This window comes from Ideonella dechloratans (assembly GCF_021049305.1).
Taxonomy (GTDB): Bacteria; Pseudomonadota; Gammaproteobacteria; order Burkholderiales; family Burkholderiaceae_C; genus Ideonella; species Ideonella dechloratans.
Genome location: NZ_CP088081.1, coordinates 2,666,530 through 2,687,249, shown reverse-complemented (window position 1 = coordinate 2,687,249; position 20,720 = coordinate 2,666,530). Strand labels below are relative to the sequence as shown.

Annotated in this window: 24 protein-coding genes; 14 read left to right on the top strand and 10 right to left on the bottom strand. The window is 68.8% G+C overall.

What is annotated here, in order from left to right:
• Positions 1 to 7: 7 nt before the first annotated feature.
• From kynA to LRM40_RS12550, 8 genes are all read right to left on the bottom strand, one after another.
• Positions 8 to 877 (bottom strand): tryptophan 2,3-dioxygenase, encoded by an 870-nt coding sequence (gene kynA, locus LRM40_RS12585; RefSeq protein ID WP_151124998.1) that lies wholly within the window; start codon positions 875 to 877, stop codon positions 8 to 10.
• Between the two features lies 1 nt (position 878).
• Positions 879 to 2,165, bottom strand: coding sequence for a kynureninase (kynU, locus tag LRM40_RS12580; protein WP_211373027.1), 1,287 nt, complete (start codon positions 2,163 to 2,165; stop codon positions 879 to 881).
• A 24-nt stretch (positions 2,166 to 2,189) separates the two neighbouring features.
• Complete coding sequence (gene kynB / locus LRM40_RS12575; protein ID WP_151124999.1) at positions 2,190 to 2,849, bottom strand: arylformamidase; 660 nt, start codon at positions 2,847 to 2,849, stop codon at positions 2,190 to 2,192.
• Positions 2,850 to 2,932: 83 nt separating this feature from the next.
• Positions 2,933 to 3,280 (bottom strand): YkgJ family cysteine cluster protein, encoded by a 348-nt coding sequence (locus LRM40_RS12570; RefSeq protein ID WP_231067534.1) that lies wholly within the window; start codon positions 3,278 to 3,280, stop codon positions 2,933 to 2,935.
• 4 nt (positions 3,281 to 3,284) lie between these two features.
• A complete protein-coding gene (locus LRM40_RS12565) occupies positions 3,285 to 4,796 on the bottom strand; it encodes a serine/threonine protein kinase (RefSeq protein WP_151125000.1) in 1,512 nt (503 codons plus the stop codon).
• A complete protein-coding gene (locus tag LRM40_RS12560) occupies positions 4,786 to 5,529 on the bottom strand; it encodes a metallophosphoesterase family protein (RefSeq protein ID WP_151125001.1) in 744 nt (247 codons plus the stop codon). The genes LRM40_RS12565 and LRM40_RS12560 overlap by 11 nt, the downstream gene beginning before the upstream one ends.
• A gap of 82 nt (positions 5,530 to 5,611) precedes the next feature.
• On the bottom strand, positions 5,612 to 6,574 hold the full coding sequence (gene argF / locus LRM40_RS12555) for an ornithine carbamoyltransferase (protein WP_151125002.1): 963 nt from the start codon (positions 6,572 to 6,574) through the stop codon (positions 5,612 to 5,614).
• On the bottom strand, positions 6,571 to 7,764 hold the full coding sequence (locus tag LRM40_RS12550) for an aspartate aminotransferase family protein (protein ID WP_151125003.1): 1,194 nt from the start codon (positions 7,762 to 7,764) through the stop codon (positions 6,571 to 6,573). The genes argF and LRM40_RS12550 overlap by 4 nt, the downstream gene beginning before the upstream one ends.
• Before the next feature lie 319 nt (positions 7,765 to 8,083).
• On the opposite strand from LRM40_RS12550, the gene LRM40_RS12545 reads away from it, so the two are divergent.
• Positions 8,084 to 8,416: a DUF3579 domain-containing protein gene (locus LRM40_RS12545; protein WP_151125004.1), complete on the top strand. Its 333-nt coding sequence runs from the start codon at positions 8,084 to 8,086 to the stop codon at positions 8,414 to 8,416.
• 165 nt (positions 8,417 to 8,581) lie between these two features.
• On the opposite strand, the gene rpsT is transcribed toward LRM40_RS12545, so the two are convergent.
• A complete protein-coding gene (gene rpsT, locus LRM40_RS12540; protein ID WP_151125005.1) occupies positions 8,582 to 8,878 on the bottom strand; it encodes a 30S ribosomal protein S20 in 297 nt (98 codons plus the stop codon).
• Between the two features lie 161 nt (positions 8,879 to 9,039).
• On the opposite strand from rpsT, the gene murJ reads away from it, so the two are divergent.
• The 8 genes from murJ (at position 9,040) to LRM40_RS12500 (ending at position 17,057) form a co-directional block, all read left to right on the top strand.
• Positions 9,040 to 10,596 carry a murein biosynthesis integral membrane protein MurJ gene (murJ, locus tag LRM40_RS12535; protein WP_151125006.1) on the top strand — a complete coding sequence of 519 codons (1,557 nt, stop codon included), beginning with the start codon at positions 9,040 to 9,042 and terminating at the stop codon, positions 10,594 to 10,596.
• A gap of 45 nt (positions 10,597 to 10,641) precedes the next feature.
• The gene (locus tag LRM40_RS12530) at positions 10,642 to 11,499 is read left to right on the top strand and encodes a SirB1 family protein (RefSeq protein ID WP_231067533.1); all 858 of its coding nucleotides are present in this window, start codon (positions 10,642 to 10,644) and stop codon (positions 11,497 to 11,499) included.
• A gap of 234 nt (positions 11,500 to 11,733) precedes the next feature.
• The gene (gene hda, locus LRM40_RS12525) at positions 11,734 to 12,411 is read left to right on the top strand and encodes a DnaA regulatory inactivator Hda (RefSeq protein ID WP_151125008.1); all 678 of its coding nucleotides are present in this window, start codon (positions 11,734 to 11,736) and stop codon (positions 12,409 to 12,411) included.
• The gene (locus LRM40_RS12520; protein ID WP_151125009.1) at positions 12,408 to 13,082 is read left to right on the top strand and encodes a histidinol-phosphatase; all 675 of its coding nucleotides are present in this window, start codon (positions 12,408 to 12,410) and stop codon (positions 13,080 to 13,082) included. The genes hda and LRM40_RS12520 overlap by 4 nt, the downstream gene beginning before the upstream one ends.
• Entirely contained in the window at positions 13,079 to 14,656 is a 1,578-nt protein-coding gene (gene pcnB, locus LRM40_RS12515) for a polynucleotide adenylyltransferase PcnB (protein ID WP_151125010.1), read from the top strand. Before LRM40_RS12520 ends, pcnB begins: the two co-directional genes overlap by 4 nt.
• Positions 14,653 to 15,159 carry a 2-amino-4-hydroxy-6-hydroxymethyldihydropteridine diphosphokinase gene (folK, locus tag LRM40_RS12510; protein ID WP_151125011.1) on the top strand — a complete coding sequence of 169 codons (507 nt, stop codon included), beginning with the start codon at positions 14,653 to 14,655 and terminating at the stop codon, positions 15,157 to 15,159. Before pcnB ends, folK begins: the two co-directional genes overlap by 4 nt.
• A gap of 225 nt (positions 15,160 to 15,384) precedes the next feature.
• A complete protein-coding gene (locus LRM40_RS12505) occupies positions 15,385 to 16,032 on the top strand; it encodes a DUF47 domain-containing protein (protein ID WP_151125012.1) in 648 nt (215 codons plus the stop codon).
• Between the two features lie 14 nt (positions 16,033 to 16,046).
• A complete protein-coding gene (locus tag LRM40_RS12500; RefSeq protein WP_151125013.1) occupies positions 16,047 to 17,057 on the top strand; it encodes an inorganic phosphate transporter in 1,011 nt (336 codons plus the stop codon).
• On the opposite strand, the gene LRM40_RS12495 is transcribed toward LRM40_RS12500, so the two are convergent.
• Positions 17,030 to 17,521 (bottom strand): hypothetical protein, encoded by a 492-nt coding sequence (locus LRM40_RS12495; RefSeq protein ID WP_231067532.1) that lies wholly within the window; start codon positions 17,519 to 17,521, stop codon positions 17,030 to 17,032. The genes LRM40_RS12500 and LRM40_RS12495 overlap by 28 nt on opposite strands.
• A 188-nt stretch (positions 17,522 to 17,709) precedes the next feature.
• Here LRM40_RS12495 and rpsP point away from each other — a divergent pair, with 188 nt between their 5' ends.
• From rpsP to LRM40_RS12470, 5 genes are all read left to right on the top strand, one after another.
• Entirely contained in the window at positions 17,710 to 17,964 is a 255-nt protein-coding gene (gene rpsP / locus LRM40_RS12490) for a 30S ribosomal protein S16 (protein ID WP_151125014.1), read from the top strand.
• Positions 17,965 to 18,010: 46 nt separating this feature from the next.
• Positions 18,011 to 18,607: a ribosome maturation factor RimM gene (gene rimM, locus LRM40_RS12485; protein WP_374428601.1), complete on the top strand. Its 597-nt coding sequence runs from the start codon at positions 18,011 to 18,013 to the stop codon at positions 18,605 to 18,607.
• Between the two features lie 50 nt (positions 18,608 to 18,657).
• The gene (trmD, locus tag LRM40_RS12480) at positions 18,658 to 19,410 is read left to right on the top strand and encodes a tRNA (guanosine(37)-N1)-methyltransferase TrmD (RefSeq protein WP_151125016.1); all 753 of its coding nucleotides are present in this window, start codon (positions 18,658 to 18,660) and stop codon (positions 19,408 to 19,410) included.
• Positions 19,411 to 19,519: 109 nt separating this feature from the next.
• Positions 19,520 to 19,873, top strand: a complete 354-nt coding sequence (gene rplS / locus LRM40_RS12475) for a 50S ribosomal protein L19 (protein WP_022980450.1) — start codon at positions 19,520 to 19,522, stop codon at positions 19,871 to 19,873.
• Between the two features lie 80 nt (positions 19,874 to 19,953).
• Entirely contained in the window at positions 19,954 to 20,676 is a 723-nt protein-coding gene (locus tag LRM40_RS12470) for a CoA pyrophosphatase (protein ID WP_151125017.1), read from the top strand.
• Positions 20,677 to 20,720 lie beyond the last annotated feature (44 nt).

Below are 20,720 nucleotides of genomic sequence, written 5' to 3'. Positions count from 1 at the left end.
GTTTTCCTCACAAACTGGTGCGCAGGGCCCAGATCTCGGGAAAGAGGACGACATCCAGCATCTTGCGCAGGTAGCTCACGCCGCCTGTGCCGCCGGTGCCGCGCTTGAAGCCGATGACCCGCTCCACCGTGGTGAGGTGGCGGAAGCGCCAGAGGCGGAAGGCGTCCTCCAGGTCGGTCAGCTCCTCGCCCAGCTGGTAGAGGTCCCAGTGCTGCTCGGGGTGGCGGTAGACCTCCAGCCAGGCCGCCTGCACCGCCTCGCTGGCCGCATAGGGCTGGGTCCAGTCGCGCGTGGTGTGGCTGTCGGGCACCGGCAGGCCGCGGCGGGCCAGCAGGCGCAGGGCCTCGTCGTACAGCGAAGGCGCGTGCCAGGCGGTTTCCACCACCTGCAGCAGGTCCGGCCGATGGGCGTGGGGCTGCAGCATGGCCGCGTTCTTGTTGCCCAGCGTGAACTCGATGCAGCGGTACTGCCAGCTCTGGAAGCCGCTGGACTGCGCCAGGTAGGGCCGGATGGCCGAGTACTCGGGCGGGGTCATGGTGGCCAGCACGTCCCAGGCATGCACCAGCTGTTCCATGATCTTGGAGACCCGGGCCAGCATCTTGAAGGCCGGTTGCAACCGGTCGCTGCCCACATGGCGCACCGCGGCGCCCAGCTCGTGCAGCATCAGCTTCATCCAGAGCTCGCTGGTCTGGTGCTGCACGATGAAGAGCATCTCGTTGTGCTCGGGCGAGAGCGGGTGCTGGGCGCCCAGGATCTCGTCCAGGTGCAGGTAGTCGCCATAGCTCATGGAGCGCGAGAAGTCGAGCTGCGCGCCCTCCTGGCGGACGATCTCGGCGCCGCGCGGGGGCTCGGGCGTGGGGTGATGGGGGCACGACATGTCAGGTCACCGCCGCACGTTGGTTGAAGCGCGCCTCGCGCCATTCGCCGCTGTCCAGCACGGTGGCCAGCGCGGTCACGGCGTCGAAGACATCGACGAAGCGGGTGTAGAGCGGCGTGAAACCGAAGCGCAGCAGGTCCGGTGCCTGGTCCGTGCCCTGGCCGGCGCGGAAGTCGCCGATCACGCCGCGGGCAATCAGCGCGGCCATCACCGCGTAGCCGCCCTCGTTGCAGGCCAGCGAGACCTGGCTGCCGCGCTGCGTGTCGTCTTCGGGCGAGGCCAGCGGCAGCGCATGCGCGGCGCAGCGCTCGCGCACCTGGTCGATGAACAGGCGCGAGAGCCGCAGCGACTTGGCCCGCAGCGCGGCCATGCCGCCCAGCGGCTCGGCCGCCAGCAGGGTGTCCACCCCGACCTCCAGCGCCGTCATGGCCAGCGCCGAGGGCGTGCCGCACAGGTAGCGGGCGATGCCCGGGGCGGGCTGGTAGGCGGTGTCGAAGCGGAAGGGCGCGGCATGGCCCATCCAGCCCGACAGCGGTTGCCAGAAGCGTTCGGTGTGGCGGGCATGGGCCCAGACAAAGGCCGGTGCGCCGGGGCCGCCGTTGAGGTACTTGTAGCCGCAGCCGATGGCGAAGTCGGCCTGCGCGCCATTGAGGTCCACCGGCACCGCGCCGGCCGAATGGGCCAGGTCCCAGATCGTCACCGCGCCGGCCGCATGGGCCAGCGCGGTGGTGCGGGCCATGTCCAGCATCCGGCCGCTGCGGTAGTTCACCTGCGTCCACAGCAGCACGGCCACGTCCTGGCCACGGGCCAGCCGGGCCTCAAGGGCGTCTGCCGTGGTCAGCTCCAGCGTCAGCCCGTGCTGGGCGCACAGCGACTGGGCGATGTAGAGGTCGGTCGGGAAGTTCTCGGCGTCGGACAGCACCACGCGACGGGCGGGGGCATCGGCGCGGGCGATGGCCAGCGCGGCGCTGAGCACCTTGTAGAGGTTGACCGAGGTCGAATCGGCCACCACCAGCTCGCCGGGAGCGGCGCCCACCAGGCGGGCGATCTTGTCGCCCACGCGCTGGGGCAGGTCGATCCAGCCGGCGCTGTTCCAGCTGCGGATCAGGCCCTCGCCCCATTCCTGCTGGATGGCGGCAGCCACCCGGGCCGGGGTGGCCGCGGGCAGCACGCCCAGCGAGTTGCCATCGAGGTAGATCACGCCCTCGGGCAGGGTGAACCGGGCCCGCAGCGGGGCCAGGGGGTCGGCGGCGTCCAGGGCCGCGCAGTCGTTTCGGGTCAGGGTCATGAGGTCACTTGCACAGGGCAGGGTTCAGAGTTCACGCAGCACGGCGCGCACGGGGGAGGCGTCGGCCTCGGTCAGCTTCAGGGGCAGGGCGATCAGCTCGTAATCGCCCTCGGGCACGGCGTCGAGCAGCAGGTTCTCCAGCACCCGCAACCCGCGCCGGCGCAGGACCTGGTGGCTGTCCAGCGTCTTGCTGTCGGCCGGGTCCACGCTGGCCGAGTCGATGCCCACCAGCAGCACGCCCAGGTCGGCCAGCCCTTCGAGGGTCCGGGGCGCGAAGGCCGGTAGCGCGGTGTCGAAGCGGTCCTGCGGCATGCGGGCGTAGGTGCGCACCAACACCCGCGGGGGCAGGCTTTGCATGGCATGGCGCAGATGCTCGGGCTGCACCAGCGGGCCGCAGTCGATGGCGTGGATCACGCGGCAGGGGCCCAGGTAGGGCGCCAGGTCCAGCGCGCCCACCGCGGCACCCTCGGGGCTGTAGTGCAGCGGGGCGTCGGCATGGGCGCCCACATGGGGCGAGAGGGTCAGGGTGGCGACGTTGACCGGGCAGCCCGGGCCGAGTGTGGCGGCCCACTGCTGCTGGTAGGGCGTGTCTCCCGGGAAGACCGGGGCGGCGCGGTGCACCGGTGGTGAGATGTCCCACAAGCGGCGGCTGCGCACCGGGGCGTTGAAGGGGGTGTCTGACATGGCGGCGAACAGTAGCGCCGCCCGGACGGGCGTGGTGTCGCTTGTTTCCAACAGGCCAGGGAATGTCCCGAGGGCTTTGTGGGTCAGTCCAGCGGTGGCAGGCCGTGGCGCTGGCGCGCCCGGCTGCAGGCGTCGTCGCCCCGGCCCAGGGTCGCCAGCATCCCGAACTCGCGGCAGGGGCCAGGTCGCCATTCGTAGATGCCGCAGCGGGCATCCACGCCCACCTGGCCGCTGAGGGCCGCGCAGCGGGGCTGGGCGTGGTCGGTGCCGCGCATGCGGCAGAGGTGCTCGGTCAGCGGCACGGCCAGGCCGTCGGGCACACAGCCGCCCGCGCTCATCAGCTCCTCGCGGGCAAAGTCCACCCGGAAGCTGGCGCAGCAGGCGCCGCAGCGCACGCAGGGGTTGTCGGCCTCACGCATGGACTCGCTCATGGCCTCATTCCTGCGCTTCGCTCACCTGCTGGGGGGCCCGCACCACGGTGACGGTGCAGTCCGACTCGGCCACCACCTGCGAGGAGGTGCTGCCCAGGTAGCGGCGCAGGGCCGACTGGCCGCGTGCGCCCATCACGATGTGGTCCACCTGGTTGCGGCGGGCGAACTCGACGATGGCGGCGGCCGGGTCAGGCGCCTCCAGCACATGGAAGGTCAGCCGCCCCTCGTCGAAGAACAGGGCCTTGGCGATCGGGTGGGCCCAGTGCTTGATCTGCACCAGTTGCTTGACGTGCCGGCTCTGGCCGGACTTGTCCACCAGGTCGTCCATGCCGATGCGGGCGGTGCGCATCACGCTGACGCAGGCCAGGCGGGCGCCGGGCTCGGTCTTGACGATGCGCTGCACCGTTTCGCGCAGCTGGTTGGACAGGGCGGCGGAGGCCTCTGTGTCCACCGCGGCCATGATGATGGGGTTGCGGTGGACCTGCTCGGCCACCGTGACCGGGCGCATGTCGGGCTCGGAGCCCAGGGCGAAGAACCAGCGCTTGAGGCGTTTGAGGGTGGAGGCGCCCTGCAGCTTCTCGGCACGGCGGGTGAGCGGGATCTGGGCCGGGGCCTGCAGGTCCAGCGAGAGCTGCGCGGCGCTTTGGTAGCGCTGCTCGGGGTTCACCTCCAGGCACTTGAGGATGACCTCCTGCAGCCAGGGCGGGCAATCCGGGCGCAGGGCGCGCGGCGGCACAGGGTCCACATAGAGCCGCTTGCGCAGGCCGCGCACGCTGTTGGGGGCGCCGAAGGGGCGCTCGCCCGTGGTCAGGTGGTAGAGCATGACCCCCAGCGCGAACAAGTCGCTGCGGGGGTCGCTGCGCACGAACTGCACCTGCTCGGGCGACATGTAGGGGCCGGTGCCCATCGGCAGGGTGAACTCCTCGTCCAGCAGGTCGGGCAGGTGGTCGTGGCGCGAGAGGCCGAAATCCACCAGCACCGCGGTGCCGTCGGGGCGGAAGAGGATGTTGCTGGGCTTGATGTCCAGGTGCACCACATGCTGGCGGTGAAGTTCGTGCAAGGCGGTGGCCACCCGCTCGCCCACCTCGATGATCTCGTCGAAGGGCAGGGGCGCCTCGTCCAGCCGCGGCCGCAGCGAGGGGCCGGGGATGTGCTCCATCACGATGTAGGGCTGGCGGGTGAAGTCGCCCTTGGCGATGAACTTGGGCACATGCGGGCCGGAGAGGGTCGGCATGATCATGCGCTCGACCTCGAAGCCGACGATGGTGGCCGGGTCCTCGCCGCCCTTGATGCGCGGCACCTTCATGATCAGCGGCAGGGCCTCGGGGCCATCGGCCGGGCTGCCGTCTGCGTTGACCCGGCACACCCGCCACAGCGTGGCCATGCCGCCGCGGTGCAGGGCTTCTTCCAGTCGGAAACCGTCGATGACCTGACCGGGCTTCAGCGGGCCGTTGCCGCCATCGGCCGCCCGCTCTTCTTCCGTGATGGGGTGTTCCGTCGTCGCTTCATTGCCCATGGATCAGCCGCTCCGCCAAGCGTGCCGGCAGGCCGGCGTCGAGGATCTTGCGCGCCGCCGTGTCGTGGTCATAGGGCACGCGGTGGAAGGTCAGCGACTGCTCGGCCAGGTCGAACATGGCGTAGCAGGCGGCAGGGTTGCCGTCACGGGGTTGGCCCGCCGAGCCGGGCACGATCAGCCACTGGCGGATGGGCGGGATGGGGATGGCCACGCCGGGCGAAGGCACGAAATCACCCGCCTTGCCGGTGCCCGACAGATGGAACAGCTTGGGCTCGTGCATGTGGCCACAGAAGGTGTAGTGGCAGGTCGTGGCATGCAGGCTGCGCACGGCTTCCAGCCGGCCCTGGATGTACTCCCATTCCGCCGGCGCGAAGGCGTTGGCGTGCACGAACAGCATGTCGCCCTCGGTCTGGGACAGGGGCCGGGACGACAGGAAGGCCAGTTGCTCGGGCGAGAGCTGCCCGCGCGTCCATTCCACCACCTGGCGGGCGTCGGGGCGCATGGTGGGCGAAATCTCGGTGGCCACGCCCGCGTCGTGGTTGCCGCCCACGGCGATGGCGCCCTGGTCGACATAGCGGCGCACGGTGTCGATGACCCAGCCCGGGTCGGCGCCATAACCCACATAGTCGCCCAGGAAGGCGTAGCGGCCGGCGCCCTGGGCGTCCGCGTGTTCCAGCACGGCCTGCACGGCCTCGCGGTTGGCGTGCAGATCGGTGATCAGGGCCAGCTTCATGGTCGTGTCGTTGTCTCCTGCCGTCACTGTGCGCCCAGGCGCTGACGCCGGACTGATGTCCGGCGCCATGCGGGCTCGGGATTTACCCGATGCGGCCGAGCAGCAGGTACTCCATCAGCGCCTTCTGCACATGCATGCGGTTCTCGGCCTCGTCCCAGACCACCGACTGCGGGCCGTCGATGACCTCGGCGGTCACCTCCTCGCCGCGGTGGGCCGGCAGGCAGTGCATGAACAGCGCGTCGGGCTGGGCCACGGCCATCATCTCGGCATCCACGCACCAGTCGGCAAAGGCCTTCAGGCGCTCGGCGTTCTCGGCCTCGTAGCCCATGCTGGTCCACACGTCGGTGGTGACCAGGTGGGCGCCGCGGCAGGCATCCAGCGGGTTCTTGAAGACCTTGTAGCAGCCGGTGTCGCGCACGCCGGCCACGGCCGGGTCCACCTCGTAGCCCGAGGGCGTGCTGACATGGACTGTGAAGCCCAGGATCTCGGCGGCCTGCAGCCAGGTGTTGGCCATGTTGTTGCCGTCGCCCACCCAGGCCACCACCTTGCCCTCGAGGCAGTTCAGGTCGTAGCCGCTGGCATTCACTGGGGCGCGGTGCTCCAGGTAGGTCAGCAGATCGGCCAGGATCTGGCAGGGGTGGAACTCGTTGGTCAGGCCGTTGATGACCGGCACGCGCGAGTGCGCCGCGAAGCGCTCGATCTTGCTCTGCTCGAAGGTGCGGATCATCACCAGGTCGACCATGCGGCTGATGACGCGGGCGCTGTCCTCGATCGGCTCGCTGCGGCCCAGCTGGCTGTCGCCGGTGGTCAGGTGCACCACCGAGCCGCCCATCTGGTACATGCCGGCCTCGAAGCTGACGCGGGTGCGGGTGCTGGCCTTCTCGAAGATCATGGCCAGGGTGCGATCGGTCAGCGGCTGGTACTTCTCGTAGTTCTTGAAGCGCTGCTTGATGACACGGGCGCGCTCGAACAGATAGGCGTATTCCTCGGCCCGGAAGTCCTTGAATTGCAGATAGTGGCGCATGAGGCTGTAACCCGGTTTCATGCCTGGGTCTCCGACAGGAAGTTCTTGATGAGCGGCACGAGGATGGACAGCACCTCGTCGGCGTTCTCGCGGCTGAAGATCAGCGGTGGCAGCAGGCGCACCACGCTGTCGGCGGTGACCGACAGCAGCAGGCCGGCTTCCATTGCGCGGGTCAGGATGGCACCGCAGGGGCGGTCGAGTTCGATGCCCAGCATCAGGCCCTCACCGCGCACCTCCTTGACGCCGGGCAGCCCGTCCAGCGCGGTCTGCAAGGCGCTCTTGAGGTAACCGCCCACGCTGCTGGCGTTTTCCAGCAGACCGTCGGTCGTCATGATCTGCAGCGTCTCGATGCCGGCGCGCATGGCCAGCGGGTTGCCGCCGAAGGTGGTGCCGTGGTTGCCCGGACCGAGCACATTGCGGGCCTTGGGGCCGGCCAGCACCGCACCCACCGGCACGCCCGAACCCAGCCCCTTGGCCAGCTGCATCACGTCGGGCTGGATGCCGGCCCACTGGTAGGCGAACCACTTGCCGGTGCGGCCGATGCCGCACTGCACCTCGTCGAGCATCAGCAGCCAGCCCCGCTCATCGCAAAGCTGGCGGACCTGGCGCAGGTAGTCCCACTGGGCGGGGCGGATGCCGCCTTCGCCCTGGATGGTTTCCAGCATGACCGCGACCACGTTCGGGTGCGTGTCCGCGGCGTCGCGCATCGCGCCGATGTCGTTGAGCGGCACGCGCACGAAGCCCTCGACCAGCGGGCCGAAGCCTTCCTGCACCTTGACGTTGCCGGTGGCCGACAACGTGGCGATGGAACGGCCATGGAAGGCCTTGTCCAGCACGATGATCTCGGGTCGCTCGATGCCCTTGTCATGGCCGAACTTGCGGGCGATCTTCAGCGCGGCTTCGTTGGCTTCCAGGCCGGTGGAGCAGAAGAAAGCCACGTCCAGGCCGGAGCGCTCGCACAGCAGGGTGGCCAGCTGTTCCTGCAGCGGGCTCTCGTAGTAGTTGGAGCAGTGGATCAGCTGGCCGATCTGGGTCTGCAGGGCTTCCACCAGCTTCGGGTGGGCATGGCCCAGGGTGTTGACGGCGATACCGCCCAGCGCGTCCAGGTAACGTCGGCCTCGGGTGTCCCACACTTCGCAGCCTCGGCCGTGCGACAGTGCCACAGGCAGCCGGCCGTAGGTGTTCATGACATGGGGCATGGAGGCGGACATTCTCAGATCTCCGGGTGGATGACAAAAAAGAAAAAGGCTGGTCACACCTCATGCCGCAGCAAGCGGTGTTGCGCCAACCTGTTCGAATTCTAAGGTTCAAGCCCCGGGGCCGGGGTGACGATTCTGTGGCCCCGGCCGGGGTGGAAGGTGCAAAGAGGGTGAGCACTTCCCTGGGGCGCTCGGGTGCTTTCGCTGCATTGCGTCAAGAGCGAGGCAAAATCAGCCCCCGCGCAATTCAGTTGCGGTCGGACTGCCCCGGGATAGACAGCGGCTCGCAAGCTTCTGTTCTTACCATCGCCGATCGATCGACACGCTCTCCATGACCACCAAGCCCCGCGAGTTCTTCATTCAGGGCCTCACCAAAGAAGGCCGAACATTCCGACCCAGCGATTGGGCGGAACGGCTGGCGGGGGCGATGTCCTGTTTCCGGCCGGGCGGGGCCAAGGCGGGGGGCATCGGTGCCTTCATCGGCTACTCGCCCTACTGCGTGCCGCGGGTGATCAACGGCGTGAAGTGCGTGATCGTCAACGAAGCCCTCAAAGGCATCGAACCGATGGCCTGGGACTTCGTGATGAACTTTGCCCGGGACAACGGGCTGCAGGTCATTGAGGCCTGCCTGTTGCCGGAAGACGGCGCCCCCAAGTCGCCTTGAGCACTTGAGCGGCTGATCCGAACTCCGCCTCTGTCTGCAGCTGCGCCGTCACGGCGTTGCTTCGCGGGGGAGGACCGCGGTCCGGTGCGGCATTCCGCTGCTGTCTGAGCGGGCATGAAAAAGGCCCCGCACTGCGGGGCCTTGTCGTCCACCTGGATGTTGATGTCAGGCGGCCAGCGCCTTGACCTTGGCGGACAGGCGGCTCTTGTGACGGGCAGCCTTGTTCTTGTGGAAGATGCCCTTGTCGGCGATCGAGTCGATCACGCCCTGGGCCGTCTTGAACAGTTCGGAGGCCTGGGCCTTGTCACCGGCGGCGACAGCCTTCAGCACGTTCTTGATCGAGGTGCGGAACTTGGAACGCAGCGACGAGTTGGCGGCGTTCAGCTTGACGTCCTGGCGGGCGCGCTTGCGGCCCGAGGCCAGGCGCACGGTGCGCTTCTTGGCTTTGGAAGAGGTTGCCATTGCTTTTGGTTTCCAGGTGGGAAAGACTATCGAGTATAGCGGATTTTTGACAGTGCTTGCAAGCTCTTGCCGCCGGCGACGGTCAGGGGCGGGTGGCGCCTTCCCATGCCTTCCTATAATCCGCCACCCTCTTCTGCCGGTGCCCCGGGGTCGGCCCGTCCATGAATCTTCTCAAGGCCGCGTCCACGGTTTCCATGTGGACCCTGCTGTCCCGCATCACCGGCCTGGTGCGGGACCAGCTCATCGCCGCTGGCTTCGGTGCCAGTGCCCTGACGGACGCCTTCAACGTGGCGTTCCGCATCCCCAACCTGCTGCGGCGTCTGTTCGCCGAGGGGGCGTTTTCGGCCGCCTTCGTGCCCTTGCTGGCCGCCACCCGCGAGCGGGAAGGGGACGAGGGCACGCATGCCATGGTCAATGCGGTGGCCACCGTGCTGTTCTGGGTGCTGATGGTGACCTGCACCATCGGCATCATCGGCGCCCCGCTGGTGGTCTGGGCCTTCGGGGCCGGGCTGGAGGAGTTCGATCTGGCGGTGGTGATGACCCGCTGGATGTTCCCCTACATCGGCTTCATGTCGCTGGTGGCCTTGGCCGCCGGGGTGCTCAACACCTGGAAGAACTTCTCCGTGCCGGCTGCCACGCCGGTGCTGCTCAACGTGGCCATGATCCTGAGCGTGGTGGGCCTGACGCCGCTGCTGCGCCGCGCCGGCATCGCGCCCATCCATGCGCTGCCCGCGGGTGTGCTGCTGGGCGGCATGCTGCAGCTGTCCATCCAGGTGCCGGCCCTGCGCCGCCTGGGCATGGTGCCGCGCATCGGCTGGCGCAAGGGGGCGCTCACCCAGGCCTGGCACCACCCGGGTGTGCGTCAGGTGCTGCGCCAGATGGCGCCGGCCCTGCTGGGGGTCTCGGTGGCCCAGCTGTCCTTGCTGATCAACACCCAGATCGCCTCCCACCTGGGGCCGGGGGCCGTGTCCTGGTTGTTCTATGCCGACCGCCTGATGGAGTTCCCGACCGCGCTGCTGGGGGTGGCCCTGGGCGTGGTGCTCATTCCCGGGCTGTCGGCCCTGCAGGCGCGTGGTGACCATGAGGGCTATTCCGGCCATCTCGACTGGGGCTTGCGGCTCGTGGCCCTGCTGGCGCTGCCCTGCGCCATTGCCATGCTGGTGTTTGCCAAGCCGATGGTGACCGTGCTCTTCCACTACGGCCGCTTCAGCCCCCAGGCCGTGGACATGACGGTGCTGGCCCTGCGGGGCTACGGGGTGGGTTTGCTGGGGCTGATCGGCGTGAAGGTGCTGGCACCGGGCTTCTTCGCCCAGCAGGACCTGCGCACGCCGGTGCGCATCGCGGTGGTCGTGCTGGCCTGCACCCAGCTGATGAACCTGGTGTTCGTGCCCTGGCTGGGGCATGCCGGTCTGGCCCTGTCCATCGGTCTGGGAGCCATGGTCAACGCGGTCTGGCTGCTCTACGGCCTGCGGGCTCGGGGGCTGTACCGAGCCTCGCCCGGCTGGCCGCTGTTCCTGTTGCGGCTGCTGCCGGCCAATCTGGCGCTGGGGCTGTGGCTGGGCTGGACCACCCAGGCCGTGGACTGGCTGGCCTGGCGCAGCCACGCCTTGCTGCGGGCGGGGGCGCTGGCTGGGGCCATCGGGGTCGGCGCGGTGATCTACTTCAGCCTGTTGTGGCTCGTGGGGTTGCGGCCGCGCACCTTTCTGCGGCGGGCCTGAACTCCGGGGCCGCTGCGCCTACACTTCCAGGCCATGAGCCTTCCGATGCGCCTTGAGGCCCCCAGCGCCCTGGAGTATTTCGCTGCCCTCGTGGCCGAGGACGCGCATTTCCCGTTGCTGGAGGCCGCCGCCCTGCTGGGCCAGGATGCCGAGCCGGGCCTGGATGTGCAGGCCGTGATCGACGAGGTGGACCGGCTGGGGCAGCGCTTCTGCAGTCGCCTGCCGGCCGATGCCTCCGCACTGCATCGCCTGCGCATGCTCAACCGCTACTTCTTCCACGAGCTGGGGTTCGGCGGCAACGCGAACAACTTCTACGATCCGCAGAACAGCTACCTGCACCGCGTGCTGGAAACGCGGCGCGGCATTCCGGTGTCCCTGGCCGTGCTCTACCTTGAGCTGGCCACACAGGCAGGTCTGCCGGCCCTGGGGGTGTCGTTCCCGGGGCACTTCCTGGTGAAGCTGCACCTGCCGGCCGGCGAGGTGCTGCTGGATCCGCTGGATGGGCGCTCGCTCTCCCGCGAGGAACTGGAGGAGCGGCTGGAGCCCTTCTGTCAGCAGCGCGGGCTGGTGGGCGACGACGCGGTACCCCTGGGGCTGTTCCTGCAGGCGGCTCCGCCGCGCGATATTCTGGCCCGCATGCTGGGCAACCTCAAGTCCGTCCACCGCGCGGCGGGGGATCTGGTGTCCGGGCTGGCCGTGCAGGAGCGGCTGGTGCGGCTGCTGCCCGAGGCCTGGGAGGAGTGGCGCGATCGGGGGCTGCTGCTGGCGGAGCTCGGGCAGAGCCAGGCGGCCGCCGACGATCTGGCGCTGTACCTGCGCGAAGCGCCGCAGGCCGACGATGTCCAGGAGATCCGCCGGCAGTGGCAGGTGCTGCGTGAGCAGCCACCGCCGCGTTGGCACTGAGGTCCTTCGGGCGGCTGCCCCCTACAATGCGGCATCCTGCGGGCCCGAATGGCCCCGCCCCTGCCGAGCTTTCATGCGGTTCCCGTCCCGCGGGGGCCTGTCGCCCGTGAGTTCACGACGACGCCGAGGCCGGCATGCCTTGATGCCTGCCATGTTCCTGATCTCCTTTTCACGCAACCGGTTCCCGCGGCTTGTCCGTCGCGCGGGGGTGGCCTGTCGGCCGGAGGCGTCCGCGTGAGGCAGTTGCCCCTGGCCATCGGTCTGGAGACCGAACAGGATTTCGAGGCCTTCGTGGTGGGCGACAACGCCCTGGTGGTGGACAGCCTGCGCCATGCCGTGCTGCCTGGCGCTCCGGTCTATCTGCATGGCCCGGGTGGCGTGGGCAAGACCCATCTGCTGGCGGCCTGGGCGCACCAGGTGCGGGAGCAGGGCGGGCGTGTGGGCTGGTTCGATGCCGAGGATCCGCTCGACTGGGCCTTCGACGAGGGCTGGTCGCTGATCGTCATCGACGGCGCGGAGCGGCTGGACCCCGCGCGCCAGCATGCGGCTTTCATGCTCTTCGTCGAGGCCGCCACCCATGGTGTCCAGGTGGCCGCGGCGGGGCGCCTGCCGCCGGTCAATCTGGAGGTGCGGGAGGATCTCCGCACCCGTTTCGGTTGGGGGCCTGTCTTTGCCGTGCAGCCGCTGCCGGATGCCGCGGTGCGCCAGGTGCTGGCCGACGAGGCCCGACGCCGCGGGCTGCGCCTGTCGCCCGAGGTGCTGGACCACTTGCTGACCCATTTCAGCCGTGACCTGGGCTCGCTGATGGACCTGCTCCAGCGCCTGGACCGCTTTTCGCTTGCGCAAGGGCGGGCCGTCACGGTGCCCCTGTTGAAGAAGATGCTGGCCGAAGCGCCTGAGACCCTGGAATGAAACTGGCCTTGTTCGACCTGGACGGCACCCTGCTGCCCACCGATTCCGACCACGCCTTCGGCGAGTTCATGGTCACCCTGGGTTGGGTGGACGGCCAGGTCTGGCGCCAGCGCAACGACGCCTTCTTCGCCCAGTACCAGGCCGGCACGCTGAATCTGGCGGAGTACGTGGCCTTCGCCACCTCCGCCTGGCGTGATCGCCCGGTGGCCGAGGCCGAGGCCGCCCGTGCGCGCTTCATGCAGGAGGTGATCGGGCCGGCCCTGCACGAGCGCGCACGGCGGCTGGTCGACGACCACCTGGGCGCCGGGGACCTGGTGGCCGTGGTCACCGCCACCAACGAGTTCGTCACGCGGCCCATCGCCACGGCCTTCGGTGTGGAGCACCTGCTGGCGGTGGAGCTCGAGCGTGACGCCCAGGGGCGCGCCACCGGGGGCATCCGGGGGGTGCCGACCTTCCGCGAAGGCAAGGTCACCCGGGTGGAAGCCTGGCTGGCGGCGCTGGGCCGCCGCTGGGACGATTTCTCGGATGTGCTGTTCTACAGCGACTCCACCAACGACCTGCCGCTGCTGGAGAAGGTGCGCTCGCCCGTGGCCACCAATCCCACACCGGCCCTGGCCAGCATCGCGCAGGAGCGCGGCTGGCCCATCCTGAACCTTTTCGAGACGCCATGATCCGCAAAATCATCGACAAGCTGCTGGGCAAGTCCGGCGCGCCGTCGGGCAAGACCGCCATTCCCCAGGGCCGCCGGGTGGAGATCCCGGCCAGCGAGCACGGCATCGACCCGGCGCTGCTGGACGACCGCGCCGTCAAGGTGGTCGGCACCCTGCAGCAGGCCGGCTACGAGGCCTACATCGTGGGTGGCGCCGTGCGCGACCTGCTGGTGGGCCGTCGGCCCAAGGACTTCGACGTGGCCACCAATGCCACGCCGGAGCAGGTCAAGTCCCTGTTCCGGCGGGCCTTCATCATCGGGCGACGCTTTCGCATCGTGCACGTGGTGTTCGGCCGCGGGCGCGAGCACGAGGTGATCGAGGTGTCCACCTTCCGGGCCTACATGGACGCCAGCGCGGCCGAGCAGGTGGAGGGCAACGAGAAGACCGCCAAGGGCGAGATGGCCGGCAAGAGCCATGTGGTGGACGCCAGTGGCCGGGTGCTGCGCGACAACGTCTGGGGGCCGCAGATCGAGGATGCAGCGCGGCGCGACTTCACCATCAACGCCATGTACTACGACCCCGCCACCCAGGTGGTGGTGGACTACCACGGCGGCCTGAAGGACCTGCGGGCGCAGACCCTGCGCATGATCGGCGACCCGGCCACCCGCTACCGCGAGGACCCGGTGCGCATCCTGCGGGTGGTGCGCTTTGCCGCCAAGCTGGGCTTCAAGCTCGAGGCCAAGACCGAGAAGCCGCTGCGCGAGATGCTGGGCCTGCTGGCCAACGTCCCGGCCTCGCGCATGTTCGACGAGATGATCAAGCTGCTGCAGACCGGCCATGCCCTGGCCAGCCTGGAGCAGATCCGGCGCTTCGGCCTGGACAAGGGTGTGTTCCCGGTGCTGGACGCGGTGCTGCGCCAGGCCGCCCCCGGCAGCGTGCGCGAGAAGTTCCTGAACCTGGCCCTGGCCGACACCGACCGCCGAGTGGGCGAGGGCAAGCCGGTGGCGCCCAGCTTCCTGCTGGCCTGCATGCTCTGGCACGACGTGCAGGAAGGCTGGCAGCGCCTGAAGGACGGCGGCGAGCACCCCACGCCGGCCCTGGCCCAGGCCATCGATGCGGCCTTCGATGCCCGCATCGGCGACATCTCCGGCCGTGGCAAGCTGGCCACCGACATGCGCGAGATCTGGATGATGCAGCCGCGCTTCGAGCGCCGTGGCGGCAGCCAGGCCTATGGCCTGGTGGACCAGCCTCGTTTCCGCGCCGGCTTCGACTTCCTGCGCCTGCGGGCCGACATCGGCGAGGTGCCGGTGGAGTTGGCCGAATGGTGGGAAGACTTCTCCCTGGGCAGTGACGAGGAGCGCGAGGCCCTGGTGCAGAGCGTCAAGGATGCGCCGCGACCCAAGCGCAGCCGCGCACCGCGCCGCGAGCGGGCGGCCGAGCCGGCGGCGGTCGATGCGGCGCCCACCGAAACGGCGGACGCGGAGGGCGCTGGCGAGGACGTGGTCGTCGGCGAATCCGGCGAGACGACCGCCCCGCGCAAGCGCCGCCGCCGTCGCCGCAAGCCGGCCGGCGGTGCCGCGCCCGTCGCCGAATGAGCGACCCGGATCGCTTGCCGCTCGGCTGGAGCCCGGCCTTCGTCGGCCTCGGGGCCAACCTGGGTGACGCCGCCGGCATGCTGCGCGAGACGCTGGCGCAACTGGCTTGCCTGCCCGACACCCGGCTGAGGGCGGCCTCGTCCCTCTACCGGACGGCGCCGCTGGAAGCCACCGGGCCCGACTACATCAATGCCGTGGCCTGGCTGGACACCGGCCTGACGCCGACCGACCTGCTGGCCCAGTTGCAAGCCCTGGAGCAGCGGGCCGGGCGCGAGCGCCCGTACCGCAATGCGCCGCGCACCCTCGACCTCGATCTGCTGCTCCATGGCGACGCCGTGCGCAACGACCCGGTCCTGACCCTGCCGCACCCGCGCATGCACCAGCGGGCCTTCGTGCTGGTGCCTCTGGCCGAACTGTGTCCGGATCTGCAGGTGCCGGGGCAGGGGCGGCTGCCCGACCTGCTCAAGGGTCTTGATTCGCAGCCGATCCGCCGTCTGGCGTGAAGTGCGCACGCCCCTCGCGGGCGGCTGCTCATGCCGGGCGGCCACCGGGCTCGCATACAATCATGGAATGACACACCGATGACATATCGGTGACAGACGCGACGCCACGGAGCCGGCGGGGGTGATCCCGGCCGGGGCATGCCGTGGCGTTTTGTTGCGCCATGTCGGCGCATGCCCGTGTCCGGAACGGACACCGACGCCACCCGCGCCCGAGAGGAGTTCCGAATGTTCTTCGGCAAGCTGTTGCCCCGTGATGGCAACTTCTTTGAGCTTTTCAACGATCACGGTCAGTACATCGTCGAAGGTGCGCGCGCCTTCGTCTCGATGATCCAGTACTACAACACCCCCGATCTGCGGGAAAAGTACGCCAGCGAGGTGGACAACGCCGAACGGGCGGCTGACAAGGTCACGGCCGAGGTCAACCGTCTGCTGCACCGCAGCTTCATCACGCCGCTGGACCGCGAGCAGATTCACAGCCTGATCAACGCCATGGATGACGTGGTGGACCTGCTGCAGGATTCCTGCGAGGTGATGGCCCTGTACGACGTGCAGCACATCACCGAGGATGTGCAGCGTCTGGGCGACATCTCGCTGCGCTGCTGCGAGCGGGTGGCCCATGCTGTCACGCTGCTGCCGCGCCTGGCCGAGGCCGAGGTGACCGAGGCCGCGCTCAAGACCTGCGAAGAGATCGACAAGCTCGAATCCGATGCCGACCGCGTGATGCGCAGCGCCATGTCGCGCCTGTTCCGCGAGGAGAACGATGTGCGCGAGCTCATCAAGCTCAAGGCCATCTACGAGCACCTGGAAACCATCTCCGACCTGTGCGAGGACGTGGCCAATCTGATCGAGGGCATCGTCCTCGAGAACTCCTGAGCGGGTGACCTGTCATGCAAGCAGGTTCCATCGCCCTGTGGTTCGTGGTGCTGCTGATCGTCCTGGCACTGCTGTTCGACTTCATGAACGGCTTCCATGATGCGGCCAACTCCATCGCCACCGTGGTCTCCACCGGGGTGCTCAAGCCCCAGCAGGCGGTGCTGTTCGCGGCCCTGTTCAACGTCATCGCCATCGGCATCTTCCACCTCAAGGTGGCCAGCACCATCGGCAAGGGCATCGTCGAGCCAGGCATCGTCGACCACCATGTGGTGTTCGGGGCCCTCATCGGGGCCATCTTCTGGAACGTGTTCACCTGGTGGTACGGCATCCCGTCCTCGAGTTCCCACGCGCTGATCGGCGGCATCATGGGCGCCGTCATCGCCAAGGCGGGGCTGGGCAAGCTGGTCTGGGCCGGCATCGGCAAGACGGTGCTGTTCATCTTCCTCTCGCCGCTGCTGGGCTACGTGCTGGGCTCCCTGATGATGGTGCTGGTGTCCTGGATCTGCAGGCGCACACCGCCCCGCAAGGTGGACCGCTGGTTCCGCCGGCTGCAGCTGCTGTCGGCCGGGCTCTATTCGCTGGGGCATGGCGGCAACGACGCGCAGAAGACCATCGGCATCATCTGGATGCTGCTGGTGGCCGCCGGCTATGTGGCCAGTGATGCCGCGGCGCCGCCCAGCTGGGTGATCTGGTGCTGCTACTTCGCCATCGGCATGGGCACCATGTTCGGGGGGTGGCGCATCGTCAAGACCATGGGACAGCGTCTGACCAAGCTCAAGCCGGTGGGCGGCTTCTGTGCGGAAACCGGCGGCGCCGCGTCGCTGTTCATCGCCACGGCGCTGGGGGTTCCGGTCTCCACGACCCACACCATCACCGGTGCCATCGTTGGTGTGGGCTCGGTGCGCAGCACCGCCTCGGTCCGCTGGGGTCTGGCCAGCAACATTGTCTGGGCCTGGATCTTCACCATCCCCGCCGCGGCCTTCGTGGCCGCCGTGTTCTACGGGCTGAGCACCTTGCTGTTCTGAGCACTCAGGGGCCCCTGCTGACCCTGAGAGCCCAGGGCTGCCACCGGCGGCGCGGCCTCCCATTCGAAGTACTTCTGGCCGGCGAAGGCCAGGGTGCCCAGCAGCACGGTGGCTCCGGCCATCAGCGCCACGATCACGCCGAGCACGGTGCCCCAGTGGCTGGCGCCCGTGCCGGTGCCGTGGCGGGCCTCCCACTGGTGCGCGGGCGTCAGCCCCGTGAGGATGGCCTCCAGCGCCGCTGCGGACAAGGCCAGGCCCAGCAGGGGAACCAGCAGCCAGGACAGGCGGTCGTCCAGCCCCAGGTCGCGCATGCGCAGCACACCGTAGAGCCCCAGCAGGGTGGGCAGGGGGTACGCGAGTGCCCAGCCGCGCCCGATGCCGCCCAGCCACCAGCGGTGCAGTCCAAGGGCTCCGCCGAACAGGGTCAACCACAGGGCCTGTGTCTTCGAACGCGCTGGGGCCATGATGCGATTTGGAAACCTGTCGTGTTGCTGCTTATAATCGCAGGTTTCGGTCACGACTGACGATTGGTTTCGTCGGTGTATCTACGGGGCCGAATCGTGTCAGCCTGCTGTGCTGGCCCTTTGGCTGCCAAACCCTGATGTGTCTCCAGGGCCCGGTGGTCGATCTTCAGAATCTAAGGAACGACAAAATGGTCGTGATTCGTCTGGCTCGTGGCGGCTCCAAGAAGCGCCCCTTCTACAACATCGTCGTCGCCGATTCGCGCGAGCGTCGTGATGGCCGTTTCATCGAGCGCATCGGTTTCTACAACCCGATGGCCAAGGAAGGTGAAGAAGGTCTGCGCGTGGCCATGGACCGCCTGACCTACTGGCAAGGCGTGGGCGCCCAGGCCTCCGAGACCGCCCAGCGTCTGTTCGCCACGGCCAAGGCCAAGGCGACCGCCTGATCTGGCGTGGGCCAGGGTGTTCGGTGTGCAAGCTTCAGCTTCCATGATGCTGGGTGAGGACACGCCGGCCTGGCCCGATGATGCGATCGAAGTCGGTCGCATCATCGATGCCTGGGGCATCAAGGGCGGATTCAAGGTCCAGGCCTTTTCCGCCGATCCCCAGGCCCTGTTTTCTTCCCGGCGCTGGTTCCTCAAGCGGACCGACGCCGGCGCCCGCCGCCCCGGGCCGGCGCCTGCCGCTGCACCCCTGCCCGGTCTGCTGAAGATCACGCAGGCCAAGGAGCAGGGCGAGTACGTGGTGGCGATGGCGCAGGACATTTCGGACCGCAACGCGGCCGAAGCCCTCAAGGGCGCCAGCGTCTTCGTGTCGCGCAGCAGCTTTCCCACGGCCGATCCCGATGAGTTCTACTGGGTCGATCTGATCGGCCTGGATGTCGAGAACCGCGAAGGTGTGCCGCTGGGCCAGGTGCAGGATCTGATCGACACCGGGCCGCATTGCGTGCTGCGCGTGCGTCGTCCCGATGCCGCGGCGGATGCCAAGCCCGAAGAGGCCGAGCGGCTCATTCCCTTCGTGTCGGCGTATGTGGACCGGGTGGACCTGCCCGGTCGCCGCATCGTGGTCGACTGGGGCCTGGATTACTGAGCCTGCGGGCGCTGTGACCGGCAGCGCAGGCGGGCAGGGGGCTTGCCTGCATGCGCTTCGACGTCATCACCCTCTTCCCCGATCTGTTCGAGCCCTTTTTGCAGCAGGGCGTGACCCGGCGCGCCTATGCGTCCGGTCAGGTGGATGTGCGCCTGTGGCCCCTGCGCGAGCATGCCGAGGACAACTACCGCCGGGTGGACGACCGCCCCTACGGCGGCGGCCCCGGCATGGTGATGCTGGTGGAGCCGCTGGAGCGCGCGCTGGCGGCGGTGCGGGCCGACCGGGGTTTGGCCGGGCCGGTGATCCACTTCAGCCCCACCGGCCGGTTGATGGACCAGGCCCTGATGCGCGAGATGGCGAGCGGCGAGGGCGCCATCCTGCTCTGCGGCCGCTATGAAGGCATCGACCAGCGCTTCCTGGACCGGCATGTCGATCTGGAGCTGAGCCTGGGCGACTTCGTGCTGTCGGGCGGCGAACTGCCTGCGCTGGCCTTGCTGGACGGGGTGACGCGTCTGCAGCCCGGCGTGCTGCACGACGCCCGCTCGCACGAGCAGGACAGCTTCGAGGATGGGCTGCTGGACTGCCCTCACTACAGCCGGCCCGAGGTGCTGCACACCGAGGCGGGCGATCTGCCGGTGCCGGCGGTGCTCTTGTCCGGCCACCATGCCCAGATCGAACGCTGGCGCCGTGAGCGCTCTCTGGAGTTGACGGCGCGCCGGCGACCAGACCTGATCTTGGCGGCCCGTGCGCGGGGCGCGCTGAGTGCAGCCGATGAGCGCTTTCTGGCATCGCTTGTGGTATGATGATCGGCTTTTCGATCCTCTGCCGGGCGACAAAGTGCTGAATCACGCTGAGTCAGCGTGATCGGCCACTGATTTCCAAGCGCTGGCAAGATCTTTCAGGAGAAACCTCGTGGATCTGATCCAAACCCTCGAGCAAGAAGAAATTGCTCGTCTGAACAAGACCATCCCTTCCTTCGCCCCCGGCGACACGGTCATCGTGAGCGTGAACGTGGTGGAAGGCACCCGCAAGCGCGTGCAGGCCTATGAAGGCGTGGTGATCGCCAAGCGCAACCGCGGCCTGAACAGCAGCTTCATCGTGCGCAAGATCTCCAGCGGCGAAGGCGTGGAACGGACTTTCCAGCTGTACAGCCCGCTGATCGCCTCGATCGAGGTGAAGCGCCGCGGCGATGTCCGCCGTGCCAAGCTGTACTACCTGCGCCAGCGCTCGGGCAAGTCGGCTCGCATCAAGGAAAAGCTGTCCTGATCGACGATCAGGGGATGCTTCCTCTCGCAAAGGCCGCCCTCGGGCGGCCTTTGTGCTTTCTGGCGTAAGCTGTGGAGCCCATGACCCCGATGCCTGAGCGGCCCACCGCCATTCCACGCCCCGTGCTGGGGGATCCGCGCGCGGTGCCGGTGATCGGCACCGATGCCGACTTGCCGCCTCTGCCGCCGCAACGCCTCGCGCCGGACTTCCTGAGGGAGCGTCTGGCCCTCGCCGAAGGGCGCGCTCCCCATCTGCCGGGGGATGGCGTCTGGGTGGGCTGGGGGCCCGATCGGGACCCCACTGCCGCCGGGGTGCTGGTGCCGCTGCGGCAGGCGCCCGGCGGACTGCAACTGCTGCTGACCCGCCGCACCGAGCACCTGCGTCACCATGCCGGACAGATCAGCTTCCCCGGCGGGCGCAGCGAGCCAGGCGATGCCGATGTGGTGGCCACTGCGCTGCGGGAGGCGCAGGAAGAGATCGGCCTGGACCCGTCCGTGCCCGAGATCCTGGGGCGCATGCCGGTCTACACCACGGTGACCCGCTTCCAGGTGACACCGGTGGTGGCCCTGCTGCCGGACCACCTGAACCTGCGCCCCGACCCGGCCGAGGTGGCGGAGGTGTTCGAGGTGCCGCTGTCCTTTCTGATGAACCCGGCCCACCACCGGCGGCACCAGGTGACCGTGGAGGGTCAGGTCCGGCGTTTCCTGTCCATGCCCTGGCCGGCACCGGACGGTCGCGAATACTTCATCTGGGGCGCCACCGCGGCCATGCTGCGCAACCTCTACCACCTGCTGGCGGACTGATATTGGGGGGCCGGCTGTTGCGTGGCTGCGAGTGCACGTCTGCA